Origin of the sequence: Gramella sp. KN1008, assembly GCF_004332155.1 — a bacterium.
Lineage (GTDB): Bacteria > Bacteroidota > Bacteroidia > Flavobacteriales > Flavobacteriaceae > Christiangramia.
The window spans coordinates 65,004-80,146 of sequence record NZ_SJDV01000006.1 but is presented as its reverse complement, the minus strand read 5'-3'; the positions used below and the strand labels follow the sequence as shown (position 1 = coordinate 80,146).

The 15,143-nt window shown below is 40.3% G+C and carries 9 protein-coding genes and 1 tRNA gene; 8 read left to right on the top strand and 2 right to left on the bottom strand.

Going from position 1 to position 15,143, the window contains the following annotated elements:
- The first annotated feature begins 70 nt into the window (after positions 1-70).
- Positions 71-1,969 carry an amidophosphoribosyltransferase gene (locus EZJ28_RS11985; RefSeq protein ID WP_131398160.1) on the top strand — a complete coding sequence of 633 codons (1,899 nt, stop codon included), beginning with the start codon at positions 71-73 and terminating at the stop codon, positions 1,967-1,969.
- A 649-nt stretch (positions 1,970-2,618) separates the two neighbouring features.
- Here EZJ28_RS11985 and EZJ28_RS11980 read toward each other — a convergent pair.
- A complete protein-coding gene (locus tag EZJ28_RS11980; protein WP_131398158.1) occupies positions 2,619-3,227 on the bottom strand; it encodes a superoxide dismutase in 609 nt (202 codons plus the stop codon).
- Positions 3,228-3,392: 165 nt separating this feature from the next.
- Here EZJ28_RS11980 and EZJ28_RS11975 point away from each other — a divergent pair, with 165 nt between their 5' ends.
- The 5 genes from EZJ28_RS11975 to EZJ28_RS11955 all read left to right on the top strand — a co-directional run bounded on the left by EZJ28_RS11975 (position 3,393) and on the right by EZJ28_RS11955 (position 13,051).
- Positions 3,393-6,494 (top strand): exodeoxyribonuclease V subunit beta, encoded by a 3,102-nt coding sequence (locus EZJ28_RS11975; RefSeq protein WP_131398156.1) that lies wholly within the window; start codon positions 3,393-3,395, stop codon positions 6,492-6,494.
- Positions 6,495-6,545: 51 nt separating this feature from the next.
- The gene (gene kbl / locus EZJ28_RS11970) at positions 6,546-7,739 is read left to right on the top strand and encodes a glycine C-acetyltransferase (RefSeq protein WP_131398154.1); all 1,194 of its coding nucleotides are present in this window, start codon (positions 6,546-6,548) and stop codon (positions 7,737-7,739) included.
- Positions 7,740-7,924: 185 nt separating this feature from the next.
- Positions 7,925-9,352 carry an OmpA family protein gene (locus EZJ28_RS11965; protein ID WP_131398152.1) on the top strand — a complete coding sequence of 476 codons (1,428 nt, stop codon included), beginning with the start codon at positions 7,925-7,927 and terminating at the stop codon, positions 9,350-9,352.
- 62 nt (positions 9,353-9,414) lie between these two features.
- Entirely contained in the window at positions 9,415-12,168 is a 2,754-nt protein-coding gene (locus tag EZJ28_RS11960; RefSeq protein ID WP_131398150.1) for a PD-(D/E)XK nuclease family protein, read from the top strand.
- On the top strand, positions 12,155-13,051 hold the full coding sequence (locus EZJ28_RS11955) for a S9 family peptidase (protein ID WP_131398148.1): 897 nt from the start codon (positions 12,155-12,157) through the stop codon (positions 13,049-13,051). Before EZJ28_RS11960 ends, EZJ28_RS11955 begins: the two co-directional genes overlap by 14 nt.
- Before the next feature lie 38 nt (positions 13,052-13,089).
- On the opposite strand, the gene EZJ28_RS11950 is transcribed toward EZJ28_RS11955, so the two are convergent.
- Positions 13,090-13,163, bottom strand: a tRNA-Ala gene (locus tag EZJ28_RS11950).
- 62 nt (positions 13,164-13,225) lie between these two features.
- Between EZJ28_RS11950 and EZJ28_RS11945 the strand changes: the two genes are divergently transcribed.
- Both EZJ28_RS11945 and EZJ28_RS11940 read left to right on the top strand, forming a co-directional pair.
- Entirely contained in the window at positions 13,226-13,726 is a 501-nt protein-coding gene (locus tag EZJ28_RS11945) for a GNAT family N-acetyltransferase (RefSeq protein WP_131398146.1), read from the top strand.
- Between the two features lie 39 nt (positions 13,727-13,765).
- Positions 13,766-15,094, top strand: a complete 1,329-nt coding sequence (locus EZJ28_RS11940; RefSeq protein ID WP_131398144.1) for an MATE family efflux transporter — start codon at positions 13,766-13,768, stop codon at positions 15,092-15,094.
- Positions 15,095-15,143: the final 49 nt, after the last annotated feature.

Here is a 15,143-nt window from a genome sequence, read left to right as displayed (position 1 = left end):
CGCCCTGTAATTTCAGGGCTTTTTTTGTGACAAAGACAACATAAAATTCCAAAAAACAGGAAACCAGGATATGAGTGATGCTCTAAAACACGAATGCGGAATCGCACTTATAAGGCTTTTAAAGCCCTTAGACTATTACAAAGAAAAATACGGGACCGCATTTTATGGGGTAAATAAAATGTATCTCATGATGGAAAAGCAGCATAACCGCGGCCAGGACGGCGCAGGTTTAGCGAGCATCAAACTTAATACGATTCCGGGAGAAAGATATATTAGCCGTATACGCTCTAATCAGGCTCAGCCAATCCAGGACATCTTTGAACAGATCAATCAAAGGATCAACGAAGAGATCAAAACCAATCCTGAATATGCTGATGATACCGAACTTCAGAAAAGACATATCCCTTACCTGGGCGAGGTCTTTTTAGGGCATGTAAGATATGGAACTTTTGGGAAGAACAGTATAGAAAGCGTACATCCTTTTTTGAGACAGAACAACTGGATGCATCGTAATCTCATCGTGGCCGGGAATTTTAACATGACCAATGTGAACAGGCTGTTCAATAACCTAGTGGAACTTGGTCAGCATCCCAAAGAAAGAGCCGACACTGTCACGGTGATGGAGAAAATTGGTCATTTTTTGGATTCTGAAGTTCAGAAACTTTATAAAAAGCTGAAGAAACAAGGCTACTCCAAAGTGGAGGCCTCGCCGATCATCGCAGAGAAACTTAATGTGGCTAAGATCCTTAGAAAGTCATCCAAGAACTGGGATGGTGGCTATGCCATGGCAGGACTTGTGGGTCATGGAGATTCTTTTGTGCTACGCGACCCGGCGGGAATAAGACCGGCTTATTACTACAAAGATGATGAAGTGGTAGTGGTGGCGTCTGAAAGACCTGTGATTCAAACTGTTTTTGACGTAAATTTTGAAGACGTAATAGAACTTCCTCCAGGCCATGCCATCATTACTAAAAAGAATGGGCAAACCTCCATAAAAGAGATCATTGAGCCGCTGGAAAGAAAAGCCTGTTCCTTTGAGCGTATCTATTTCTCGAGAGGTAGTGATGCCGAAATATACAAGGAAAGAAAAATGCTCGGGCGGCTACTTATGCCCGAGGTGCTGAAGTCTATCAATTACGATACTCTTAAAACCGTATTTTCTTTTATTCCCAATACAGCAGAAACTTCATTCTATGGAATGGTAGAGGCCGCCCAGGATGAACTTAATAAACAAAAGAACGAAGCGATTCTGGAAGAACGTGAAACCCTGACTGACGCCAGGCTTCAGGAAATACTGGCACATAGATTAAGAACGGAAAAAATCGCGATCAAAGACGTAAAACTAAGAACCTTTATTACCGAAGACAGTAGCCGGGACGATCTTGTAGCACACGTTTATGATGTTACTTACGGAGTGGTCAAACCAGATGATAACCTTGTTATTATTGATGATAGTATTGTAAGAGGTACCACTCTTAAAAAGAGTATCATCAAGATGATGGACAGACTGAAACCCAGGAAAATCATCGTGGTCTCTTCAGCGCCGCAAATAAGGTATCCCGATTGCTATGGGATAGATATGGCACGATTGGAAGATCTTGTCGCATTCAGAGCTACTCTGGAGCTCCTTAAAGAAAATAACAAATATGATGTAGTTGAAAAGGTATATAATAAATGTAAAGATCAGGTAGATCTGGAAGACAGTGAAGTTCAGAATTTTGTTAAAGAGATCTATGATCCCTTTTCTGATGAAGAAATTTCTGATAAAATATCAGAATTACTTTGTGATGATAATGTTAATGCAGAAGTTAAAGTCATCTATCAAAGCGTAGAGAACCTTCACAAGGCATGCCCTAAAAACTTGGGCGACTGGTACTTTACAGGAAATTATCCCACCCCGGGAGGTAACAGGGTTGTGAATAGAGCATTTATGAACTTTTTTGAAGGCAAGAAAGATCGCGCTTATTAAGTTTATACCTTTTAACTAATAAATATGCATTTTATCTAATATTCTTTGCCTGTAGGATTATTCTATCTATTTTAGTAAGGCCATAACATAAGTAGGTTAAGTTCATGGTAGATTTGGGGCAAAAAAAGGTGGAATCTCTTCCGCCTTTTTTTATTTCTACACTCCTAATTGTTTAAATCACAACCCCTCTCCTTCAACAAAAAATATTTTTTTAGTTTTTGACTAAAAACCAGGTCGTTGGTCTAAAATTTATATTTGGTTAACTCTTTCTGTTTATCTTTATAAGACCATAGCATAAGTAGGTTAAGTTCATGGTAGATTTGGGGCAAAAAAAGGTGGATATATTCCACCTTTTTTTATGGAGTAAACTCAGGGTCTTTTAAAATGACGCAAAAAGCCTCATTAATTTATTCTTTTCACTAGTCACACTCCAATCAACTGATTTACAGGTATTTCGTCTAAAAGTTCTAACTGGTATAATCTTTCTCCTTATATTTACCGGACCATAGCATAAGTAGGTTAAGTTCATGGTAGATTTGGGGCAAAAAAAGGTGGATATACTCCACCTTTTTTTATGGAGGAAACTCAGTCCCTTTCATAAAAAAAGGTCGCATGTAGCGACCTTTGATCATCTATAATTAAAAAGTAATTATTTTGCCTTGGCATATCGACTTCCAACTTCTTCCCAGTCAATTACATTAAAAAATGCTTCAATATAATCGGGACGTCTGTTCTGGTAATTAAGATAATAAGCATGTTCCCAAACATCGATACCTAATATAGGGGTACCTCCGCAACCAATTTCCGGCATCAGGGGATTATCCTGATTAGCAGTAGAGCACACCTCAACTTTTCCTCCTTCATGAACACATAACCAGGCCCATCCAGAACCAAATTGCCCCGCCGCAGCTTTCGAAAATTCATCTTTAAAAGCTTCGAATGAACCATATGCGCTATCTATAGCTTCCGCAAGTTCTCCTGAAGGTTTTCCCCCTCCATCTGGAGACATAATCTCCCAGAAAAGACTGTGGTTGTAATATCCACCTCCGTTATTTCGTACCGCACTGTTAGACATATCGAGGTTTTGCAAAATATTCTCGATATTTTTCCCGTCCATATCGGTTCCTTCAATAGCGTCGTTTAATTTCTTAGTGTAGCCTGCATGGTGTTTCCCGTGATGGATCTCCATAGTCCTGGCGTCTATATTTGGCTCCAATGCATCAAAGGCATATTTTAATTTCGGTAACTCAAATGACATAATTATCAATTTTTTTTAGTGATTAGTACTTAAACTCACCCAAATTTAGCTATTAGGGCATTTAATGGAAATTTTTTAGTGTTATAAAATACTTAAAAGCAATACTGCTTTAAGATCCATTTTTATTTTAGATTTAGGAATTATTCAACTTTTAAACGGTTTTTTTTGAAAAACTCCTTCAATATTTATAATGCATCCGCAGGCTCCGGGAAAACTTTCACCCTTGTAAAGGAATATCTTAGCCTGCTCTTTACGTCTCCTAAAGTAGATAGATACAAAAATATTCTGGCCATCACTTTTACCAATAAAGCCGTGGCCGAAATGAAAAAACGTATCATCAAGAGTCTGGCGGAGTTCTCTTCCTCAGAATCTGATCTTCGGGATCATGCTTTAATAAATGCCATCATGCAGGACACCGGGCTGTCCATTGATGAGATCAGAAAGAAATCTGAAGAGATCCTCAAAAGCATCATTCACAATTATGCAGCTTTCGAGATTTCAACCATAGATGGATTTACACACCGCGTACTCCGCACCTTTGCCCGCGATCTTGGAATACCATTGAATTTTGAAGTGGAGCTGGATGCTGAACAAATCCTGTTACAAGCAGTGGACGGCCTGGTAAGCCGTGCAGGTTCTGATGAAAAACTTACCAGAATTCTTGTAGCTTTTACCCTTGCCAAGACTGATGACGATAAAAGCTGGGACATAAGTAGGGATCTCTTTAATATCTCAAAACTCCTTATCAACGAAAATCATCATAAAGCTATACAGGTTTTGCGCTCCAGGACGCTGGATGACTTTGAAAAATTTGGTAAAAACCTCAATTCGGATATTAAAGAGACCGAAAATAATCTAAAAAGCTCTGCAAATCTCTTCTTTGAGCTGATTGAAAATAACGGCATCCAGGAAAATGATTTTACCCGCGGATCCATTCCCTCACATTTCCACAAACTTAGAACAGGGAATGCATCGGTAAACTTCAACACAAAATGGGCTGAGAACATCGAAGATCAGCCTCTGTATCCTAAAAAAACAGATGAAAATACGAAAGCTGCCATTGATGCTATACAACCTACGATAGCAGATATTTTTAAGACTACCAGACAGGCCTTTTTCAGAATAGAATACCTAAAGGAGATTAAAAAAAATCTTGTTCAGCTTTCTCTACTTAACGAAATTAACAGAGAAGTAGAGGCAATTAAGAAGGAGAGAAATCTTGTTCTTATCTCCGAATTTAATCCTAAGATCAGCGAACAGGTGAAAGATCAGCCCGCCCCGTTTATATATGAGAGGCTGGGAGAACGCTATCGTCATTATTTTATAGATGAGTTTCAGGACACTTCCATAATGCAATGGGAGAATTTAATCCCTTTAATTGGCAATAAACTGGATTCCGCAGATGAGTCAGGGCTCACCATAGTTGGGGATGCCAAACAAAGCATCTACCGATGGCGCGGAGGACGCGCAGAACAGCTTATTGAGCTTTGTAATGGAAAAACAAGACCTTTCCAGATTACACCTAATGTGGTGAATTTACCCGACAATTTCAGAAGCGGTTCAGAGATCGTGACTTTCAACAACGATTTTTTTAATTTCGCTGCTTCCATGCTTACTTTCCCCGATTATTCAGACCTTTTCAAAGCTTCAAGACAAAATCCTAAGAAAGGTAATTTTGGTTATGTGAACATTTCCTTCCTCGAGGCGAAGAATAAAGAGGAGGAATTTGAACTCTACCCCAAACGCATTCTTCAGATAATCCTTGACCTTTATAAAAAAGGCTTTAACCTCAACGATCTTTGCATACTTACCAGGAGAAGAAGTGAAGGCGTAGCTATAGCTGAATATTTGACCGAGAATGATATTTCGGTGATCTCTTCAGAGACTCTATTACTTGCTCAATCGCCTGAAGTAATGTTTATCATAGATCTTCTCTATTTTTCAATGAATCAAAAGGACGATCAGTTGAAACTTTCCATCTATGATTACCTGGCAGAAAAATATTTGAAAGAAGATGAGATACACCAGCTTCTCCTACTGAATTTACCAAAAAACGGAAATGATTTTTTTGACTGGCTTATCCCTTACGAGGTGGAATTCCAGCTAAGCATAATAAAGAAATTATCGATCTATGAATCTGTAGAATATATAATAAGGAGTTTTAATCTGGTAGAATCTTCAAATGCCTATATCCAGTTCTTTCTGGATTTTGTCTTCGAAACCAGTCAGAAAACCGCGAACAGCCTTAACGATTTTCTGGAAAAATGGGAACAGAAAAAAGACAGGTTAAGTATTGTGGTTCCAGAAGCCGATACGGCGGTACAGATCATGACCATACATAAATCAAAAGGATTGGAATTTCCCGTCGTGATTTATCCCTTTGCAAATTCAGATTTACAGGATACCAGGAACGATAATATATGGCTCGAAACCAATGATGAGAATATTCCGGTGGCATATGTAAGCGCCTCGCAGAAAATGCTTAACTGGAACGAGCAGGCTGCTCAGGAATATCAGGACCTTATATACAAAAATGAACTTGACACTCTTAACGTTCTGTATGTTGCCTGCACCCGCGCCTCCCAGCAATTATATCTGCTGTCGAACTACAGGGAGAAACCTAAAAATGCTCCCAACATTCCCGACATGCTTATAAACTATTTAAAGTCCAGAGCGAAATGGACCGGAGACCTATCTTATGAATTTGGGGATCCTTCGGTAATTTTGCCCTCTATGGTAACCCACTCGTTCGCACCTTCAAAATTCCATTCTTCTTCAACCCAGAACGAGGCGGTACAGATAGTAACAAGAGCTGGCTCCTTATGGGATTCCAGGCAACAGGAGGCAATAGAAAAGGGAGAGATCGCACATCAGATACTGGCCAGGATTAATGAATCCGGAGATTTGAAAAAAGCCGTCGAGTGGGCAGTAAACACGGGGATAATAACAGAAAATGATAAAACAGAAATTAACAAACTTATTTCCTCGGTCCTCACGCATCCCTCCTTGGAGCAATATTATAAACCGGGAGTAAGGAATATCAATGAGAAAGAACTTATCACCGCTCAGGGTGAAAGACTCAGGCCAGACCGAATAAATTTCGAAGGTGATAATACCATTCTTATAGATTATAAAACCGGAGGGTCTGTGGAAAAACATGTTCAGCAGATTTCTACTTACGCCACTGCCCTTCGAGACATGGGATACCAGGTTCAAAAATGCCTGCTCATCTACATAAGTGAACAATTAGTAATCAAAGAAGTTTAAATTTGTAGATTGGATAATTACAGGAATTAAAAATCGAAAAAACTAAAAAATATGTACGGAGCTATTAAGCAACATTTACAGAAAGAAATAGAAGAAATTAAGGAAGCCGGTCTTTATAAAAAAGAGAGGATCATCACCAGCCCTCAAGATGCTGTTATTAAGATCTCCACAGGCCAGGAAGTGATCAATTTCTGCGCGAACAATTACCTGGGGTTATCGTCCCATCCGGAAGTGATCCAGGCTGCCAAGGACACTCTTGACACTCACGGTTTTGGAATGTCCAGTGTACGTTTTATTTGTGGCACCCAGGATATCCATAAAGAGCTGGAGCAAAAGATCGCCGATTTCTATGGTACTGAAGATACGATACTGTACGCTGCGGCATTTGACGCCAACGGTGGAATCTTTGAACCCCTGCTTACTGCGGAGGATGCTATTATTTCAGATTCCCTCAACCATGCATCGATCATTGACGGAGTGAGATTGTGTAAAGCTGCCAGATATCGCTATGAAAATGGTAATATGCAAGACCTGGAAAAACAGCTTATCGCGGCTAATGAAAAAGGGGCAAGATTTAAAATTATTGTAACAGATGGCGTTTTCTCCATGGATGGACTTGTAGCTCCTTTGGATAAGATTTGTGATCTCGCAGAGAAATACGACGCCCTTGTGATGATAGATGAATGCCATGCGACGGGGTTCATTGGCGAACAGGGCATTGGTACCCTGGAAGAAAAAGGAGTGCTAGATAGAATAGACATCATTACTGGTACGCTGGGAAAAGCTTTAGGAGGCGCGATGGGTGGTTATACCACTGCAAAAAAAGAAATTATTGAAATATTGAGACAGCGGTCACGGCCTTATTTATTTTCTAATTCTCTAGCACCTGCTATCGTTGGAGCTTCCATCAAAGTCTTCGACATGCTGAAAAAAGACGATAGCCTTAGAAATAAACTGAAAGAGAACACCGCTTACTTCAAGCAAGGAATTAAAGATGCAGGCTTTGAAATTATTGATGGAGAGGCTGCCATAGTTCCTGTTATGCTTCATGACGCCAAACTTTCACAATTGATGGCAGACAGGCTGCTGGAAGAGGGAATCTACGTTATTGGGTTCTTCTACCCTGTGGTGCCTAAAGGAAAAGCGAGAATCAGGGTGCAACTTTCTGCCGCTCACCAAAAAGAACATCTTGATAAAGCTATCGAGGCATTTAAAAAAGTTGGAAAAGAACTGGAGATAATTTAGCCGGAAATCGGTTTTAAATCATTTATAAATTATTATCAAAAATACTGATAATCAGTTATTAAAAAGAGAATAAAACCGCTGGAATTGCGCTCTAATTAAGAAAACTTTATTATTTTTAACTTTGTGAATAAGGGTCAAGCGTCTACTTTTGTTCACAATTAACACTTAAAACTAAACTATTAAATATGAAACATCTTAGCAAAATTGCATTTGCCTTATTACTGATTTTCAGCTTTACTTCAGTTAAGGCACAGGATTCGGACAATCCCTGGGCAATTGGTATTGGTACCAATGCCGTAGACTTCTATCCTACGGGGAATGATGCCCCACTAGGTGGTATGTTTGAAGAGTATTTTAATGCCGGGGACCACTGGAATATTCTACCAGCTGTTTCCAAACTTTCCGTCTCCAGATATATTGGAGCTGGTTTTGTAGGTGAATTAAGTGGTACTCTCAACCAGATTGATAAGTATGGTGACAGATCTGTTGGCGATCTTTCTTATTACGCCGCAGACTTAAGTTTAGACTACAGCCTTCGTGCATTACTAAACGACGGATGGTTTGACCCCGTCCTAGGTATTGGTGGGGGTTATACCTGGATAGGAGATCAGGATGGAGAAGACATCTCTAACCTTGACGCTGCATCTCTTAACGGTAAACTTGGACTTAATTTATGGTTCTCAGATAATTTAGCCCTATCTCTTGAGTCTAAGTACAAGAATTTCTTTGATGTGGAAACCGCATCGCACTTCCAGCATTCTGCCGGAATTAAATTTGTATTCGGTGGTACTGATACCGATGGTGACGGAATCTATGACAAAGACGACGAATGTCCTGAAGAACCAGGACTTGAAGAATTTAACGGATGCCCTGATACTGACGGCGACGGAATCGAAGATCGTCAGGATGCATGTCCGGAAGAAGCCGGTCTTGCTGAATTTGACGGATGTCCAGACTCTGATGGTGATGGCGTAGCCGATCCTGATGATGACTGTCCAGAAGTTGCTGGTCTTGCCGAAATGAACGGTTGTCCAGATGCTGACGGTGATGGCGTAAGAGACGATGAGGATGAATGTCCAGACGAAGCTGGTCCTGCTGAAAATGACGGATGCCCATGGCCAGATACCGATGGTGACGGAATCCTTGACAAAGACGACGAGTGTCCGGAGGAAGCTGGTCCTGCTGCATCAAATGGATGTCCAGAACCAACGGCTGAAGTTATCTCCGAATTGAACGAGTACTCTAAAACTGTTCTTTTCGACTTTAACAAGGCTACTATCCGTACAGAATCTGAAGAAGCTCTTCAGTCTATAGTAGATATTATGAATGAATATCCACAAACTATCTTCCACATTGAGGGACATACTGATAGTGTAGGTAGCGAATCTTATAACGAGAAGCTATCCAGAGAAAGAGCTGCTTCTGTTAAAACCTGGCTATCTGAGCATGGTGTACCAGCAAACAGATTAACTTCTGAAGGTTATGGTGAAACCAGACCAATTGCTACCAACAGTACTGCTGCCGGAAGACAGGAAAACAGACGTGTTGAGATTTCTCTTGATAAGGACAGAGAAATGAAAGACAAAGATGGTGATGAAGAAGAAATGAACTAATCGTTTTTGAAAATCACAAGTAAAACGCCCCGCAATGCGGGGCGTTTTTTTATTTTAGGCGTATGGAATCATTTATACGCGAAGTCTTACAGGAACTTAAGCAAACCTCTGTCCCGCTTTCAGACCTTGTTTTCATTCTTCCCAGCAAAAGAGCGGGATCCTATTTAATTCAGGAACTTTCGGAAATCTCAGATAATACGCTCTTCGTTCCTGATATTTACAGTATTGAGGAGTTCACTGAGCTTATCTCAGGACTACAGCCGGTAGATAATACCATTAGCCTCTTTGAATTTTATGAGGTATATAAAAATCTTACCCCGGAAAATGAACTGGAGGAATTTGAAACCTTTACAGCCTGGGCGCAAAGCCTTATCCATGATTTCAATGAGATAGACCGTTACCTCATAGATTATAAACCTTTCTTTGATTATTTATCGGGTATTCAGGATCTGAAACACTGGTACCTAATGGATGAGAAAACAGACCTGATAAAACGCTACCTGGATTTTTGGAAAAAACTTCCTGTTTATTATGAGGCGCTGCGTGACAAACTTTTAAATAAAAAACAGGGATACCAGGGGCTTATATATCGGGAAGCCAGCGAAAGAATAGATGAGTATATTTCGATGAACCAAAAGCAACATGTGTTTATTGGTTTCAATGCCTTAAATGCAGCTGAACAGCAGATAATTCAATGTCTGTTGAATAAGAATATCGCCAAAGTATACTGGGATTTGGATGAGGTCTTTTTTCCTGATAAGGCGCATGGTGCATCCATCTTTATGAGAGATTATTTCAAAAACTGGGAATATTATCAGAACACCGCTCACAATGCCTTGACTAATAATTATTCCCGACCAAAACATATAGAAATGATCGGGGTCCCAAAGAATATCGGGCAGGCGAAATACGTCGGTGAGATCCTGACCCAGCTGAATAAAGAGGAGTTGGAAAATACGGCCATTGTACTGGGAGAAGAAGAGTTATTGCTTCCCGTACTTAATTCCCTTCCCAAAGTGATAGAAGAACTGAATATCACCATGGGCTTCCCCGTTAAGAATGCGCCTTTGAATTCCCTTTTTGAAAGCCTGTTCCAGATACACCTCTCGAATGTCCAAAATAATTACTTCAGGGATATCATTTCAGTGATCAGTCATCCCTCTCTGAGTCCTATTTTAAATCCTTATAACGATAATCTGCTGGATAAAATTCATTCGGATAATCTGATATATCTAAACTTTGAGCAAATAACTTCCCATTTTACTGATAGTTTAAGACCTCTTATTTCAGCCTGTTTTGCACCAAAAAATGATTCGGTCTCCAAACTTATTGAGGATTTCCATCAGATAATCCAATCTGTAAAAGATTTTCTGAAGAAGGAAGAGGATAAAATAGGCCTTGAGTTTTTATATCATTTTCACGTGGTATTCAATAAGCTCGAAAATTTAAACCATACATACCCTCATCTAAAAAGTGTTGGCAGTCTTTATGACTTTTATAAGGAAATCCTTAGTACAGAGACCCTGGATTTTCAGGGTAAACCCTTTAAAGGCCTGCAATTAATGGGAATGCTGGAATCACGGGCGCTTGACTTTGAAACCGTTATTATTACTTCCCTTAACGAAGGAGTATTACCGGCAGGAAAATCTGATAATTCTTTTATCCCTTACGATCTGAAGCAGGAATATAAACTACCCACATACAGGGAAAAAGATGCTGTATATACCTATCATTTCTACAGGCTCCTGCAACGGGCCAAAAACGTCTATTTATTGTATAATACGGAAGCAGAAGGCCTGAACTCGGGGGAAAAGAGCAGGTTCCTTACGCAGCTGGAGATTGAAAAACAGCCGGCTCATACACTTAAGAAGGTCCTGGTGAGCCCGGAAGTACCAAGAGTGAAAAAGGAACTAAACCAAATAAAAAAGACACCAGAGATCATGGAAAAACTGAAGTCACTGGCCCAATCCGGTTTTTCGCCATCGGCACTCACCACTTACATTAGAAACCCCATAGACTTCTATCATCAGTACATACTGGGAGTTCGGGATAAAGAGGAAATAGAAGAGACCGTGGCCTTTAATACCCTGGGAACAGTTGTGCATAACTCTCTGGAAAATCTGTATAAGCCTTATGAAGGAGAGGTAATTTCTGAAGATCTGATAAAAAAATTCATTCATCAGGCTGATGACCAGATTAAAAAGGAATTTGAGAAAACCTATAGTAAACTACCTCTTGAAAAAGGAAAAAACCTGCTGATCTTTGAAGTCGCCAAGCGATACCTGCATAATTTTCTCAAATTTGAATTAAAAAGATTAAAAGAAGGGCAGGAAGTGAAGATTCTCCAAATCGAAAAGGATCTCAAAATTGAATTTCCGGTAGAAAAATTACCTTTTTCGGTTTATCTTCGCGGCAAGGTTGATCGTTTTGAATCCTGCAATGGGATACCCAGAATAATTGACTATAAAACAGGGAAAGTGGAATCCAGAAACCTGAATGTTGAGGATTGGGAGGAAATAACAAAAGATTATGACAAATACTCCAAAAGTTTTCAGGTTTTAACTTATACCAGCTTGATTGCCCAGGAGAAAGACCTTACATTCCCCGCCGAAGCAGGAATCATTTCTTTTAAGAATCTAAGTTCCGGATTTTTGAAATTCGAGAAGAAGGAAGCCGGATCCAGAAGAAAAGATCCATTAATAACCCCGGAAACCCTGGACCTGTTTCAAACTGAATTAAAGAATTTAATAATGGAGATCTGTAATGCGGAAATTCCATTTTTAGAAAAAGAAATTAAAACCCATGGAAATTTCTAAAGAAACAAATCTTGTCATAGAAGGCAAGCATGATAAACCAATTGTTACCGATCTCATTTTCAAGGACGATGGTAAGGCTAAACCCGTTGTAATATTCTGTCATGGCTATAAAGGTTTTAAAGACTGGGGCGCATGGGAATCGATGGGCGAAAAATTTGCGGAAGAAGGTTTTTTCTTTGTCAAATTCAATTTCAGTCATAACGGGACCGGACCGGATCATCTTACAGATTTTTTGAACATTGAAGCTTTTGGAGATAATAACTATATAAAGGAACTTGATGATCTGCAGTCGGTTATCGACTGGCTCCTGTTACCTAATTTTAAATTCTCCCAGCAGGTAGATGCTAACGACCTAAATCTTATTGGGCATTCCAGAGGGGGTGGGATTGCACTTATTAAAGCTGCTGAAGATAAAAGAATCCATAAACTTATCACCTTTGCATCGGTATCAGATTTTGGCTCCCGCTTTCCGAAAGGCAAGAAACTCGAAGCATGGGAGAAGAAAGGTGTTCAGTATATCGTAAATACCAGGACAGGCCAGCAATTACCTCATCACTACCAGTTCTATAAGAATTTTAAGGAAAATAAAGAGCGTCTTAGCATTAAAAAGGCCGCTAAAAAACTTGAAATACCTCATCTTATCGCTCACGGAAGCAGTGATACAAGCGTCTCCATTGGGGAAGCCGGTAACCTGTTCGAGTGGAGCCCGGCACCCAAACTGCTCTTAGTAGAAAATGCCGACCATGTGTTTGGAACTAAGCATCCCTGGAATGGTGAAGAACTACCAAAGGAATTCAAACATATAATAAATAAAAGCATCGATTTTCTAAAGACAGATTCCAAGGCTCTGTGGGATGAATATGGAGAATCTGACGACGATTAAAAAAACAAAAACCACTGCGAAAACAGTGGTTTTTTTAGTGGAGAATATCGGAGTCGAACCGATGACCTCTTGCATGCCATGCAAGCGCTCTAGCCAGCTGAGCTAATCCCCCGACTGGGAGCAAATGTAATAATTTTTCTGAAATATGGAAATCTTTTATTGTTTAGAAAAATAATGATCAAAAAGGCCGTAATCCATCAACTGGAAGAGGTGAAATCTCTTACCGAAGCCTGCGCAAGGGCCATGTGTGAGAAAGGAATATATCAGTGGAACGAGCATTATCCCTCGCTCGATAAACTTAAGACAGATATTGATAAGGAAGAGCTATATATCTTTGAAGAGAATGAACGAATTTTAGGCATCATTGTCATCACTGAAGAAATGGACGAGGAATATATTCCCATTCAATGGCTTAGCAAGACGAACAACAATATTTACATCCACCGTCTGGCAACGCATCCCGAGGTTTGGGGAAAGGGATATGCCCGGAAATTGATGGATTTCGCTGAGGATCTTGCCAGGCGAAACGATTTTGAATCCGTGCGACTGGACACTTTTAGCCAGAATAAAAGGAACCATCGCTTTTACGAAGCAAGTGGATATCAGAGATTAGGGAATATATATTTTCCAAAGCAGAGCGAACATCCTTTTTACTGCTATGAGTTGCTTATTTAAAACCTTAGCTTCTATATTTGCTTTTCATTTACCAGTTACTTGGCAGATTCAGTAAGTTTTAGAAATATCAACAAAATCGCTATTCCGGCCATTATTGCGGGGATTGCCGAACCGCTCATCTCCCTAACTGATATAGCGGTGATTGGAAATGTGGGTGAAAATTCGGTGGAAGCTTTGGCTGCGGCCGGGATCGTGGGCTCCTTTCTTTCGGCAATCATCTGGATAGTGGCCCAGACCAAAACAGCCATTTCAGCGATCGTTTCTCAACATCTAGGTGCTAACCGTTTACATGCAGTAAAGACACTGATCCCGCAGGCCATAGCTTTCAACTTTCTGTTTAGCCTGGCCATATACGGGATTACTGCCTTTTTTGCAAAGGCCATCTTCAGCGCCTATAATGCTGAAGGCCTGATTTTACAATATTCCGAGGACTATTACCAGATACGTGCCCTGGGATACCCACTAACTCTGGTGACTTTTGCGATATTTGGAATATTCAGAGGGCTTCAGAATACATTGTGGGCCATGAAATGCAGTCTTACCGGTGCTGCGGTGAATGTGGCCCTTGATTACCTGCTGGTGTATGGAGTTGACGGAATTATTCCTGCAATGCATCTAAAAGGAGCTGCCTATGCCAGTCTTGCAGCGCAGGCCACCATGCTTATAATGGCCTTCTGGTTCTTCTTTAAAAAGACTCCTTTTTATCTCAAACTGAGTTTTAATATCAATCCAAGGATGAAGGGTCTGCTATTAATGGCCGCTAATCTCTTTGTGCGCACGGCCGCCCTCAATTTTGCCATTTATCTTGCAAATGCCTACGCGACCGACTATGGCAAGAATTACATCGCCGCCCAGAGTATTCTGATGAACATCTGGTTATTCTTTAGTTTCTTTATTGATGGTTATGCAAATGCCGGAAATGCGATTGGGGGAAAATTGCTTGGGGCCAGGGATTATAAGAACCTGTGGGAGCTTAGCAAGAAGATTAGCAAATATGCTGTTTTGATAGCTCTGATACTAATGGGGCTTTGCACATTATTTTATGAGCAAATTGGCCTATTGTTCAACAAAGAGGCTACTGTGCTTGCACTCTTTTCTTCAGTCTTCTGGATGGTCCTTTTAATGCAGCCGGTAAATGCCATCGCTTTTATGTTCGATGGAATCTTTAAGGGCCTTGGGGAAGCAAAATATCTGAGAAACGTATTACTTGTTGCGACCTTCCTGGGCTTTACACCGGCCCTGGTAATTTCAGACTATTTTGGACTGAAACTTTACGGGATCTGGATCGCCTTCTTCGTTTGGATGCTTATAAGGAGTAGTACCCTGGTTGTCTATTTCCGCAGAAAATACCTGCATAAGGAAGTTTAGATTCTGTTAAGTAGGCTTCCGCTTTTAAGCAATATCCTTAACTTTGGTA

Excerpts from the sequence above, each read along its gene's own strand:
- EZJ28_RS11985 (WP_131398160.1), top strand. The coding sequence starts at position 71 with ATGAGTGATGCTCTAAAACACGAATGCGGAATCGCACTTATAAGGCTT.
- EZJ28_RS11980 (WP_131398158.1), bottom strand. The coding sequence starts at position 3,227 with ATGTCATTTGAGTTACCGAAATTAAAATATGCCTTTGATGCATTGGAG.
- kbl (WP_131398154.1), top strand. The coding sequence starts at position 6,546 with ATGTACGGAGCTATTAAGCAACATTTACAGAAAGAAATAGAAGAAATT.
- EZJ28_RS11965 (WP_131398152.1), top strand. The coding sequence starts at position 7,925 with ATGAAACATCTTAGCAAAATTGCATTTGCCTTATTACTGATTTTCAGC.
- EZJ28_RS11960 (WP_131398150.1), top strand. The coding sequence starts at position 9,415 with ATGGAATCATTTATACGCGAAGTCTTACAGGAACTTAAGCAAACCTCT.
- EZJ28_RS11955 (WP_131398148.1), top strand. The coding sequence starts at position 12,155 with ATGGAAATTTCTAAAGAAACAAATCTTGTCATAGAAGGCAAGCATGAT.
- EZJ28_RS11945 (WP_131398146.1), top strand. The coding sequence starts at position 13,226 with ATGATCAAAAAGGCCGTAATCCATCAACTGGAAGAGGTGAAATCTCTT.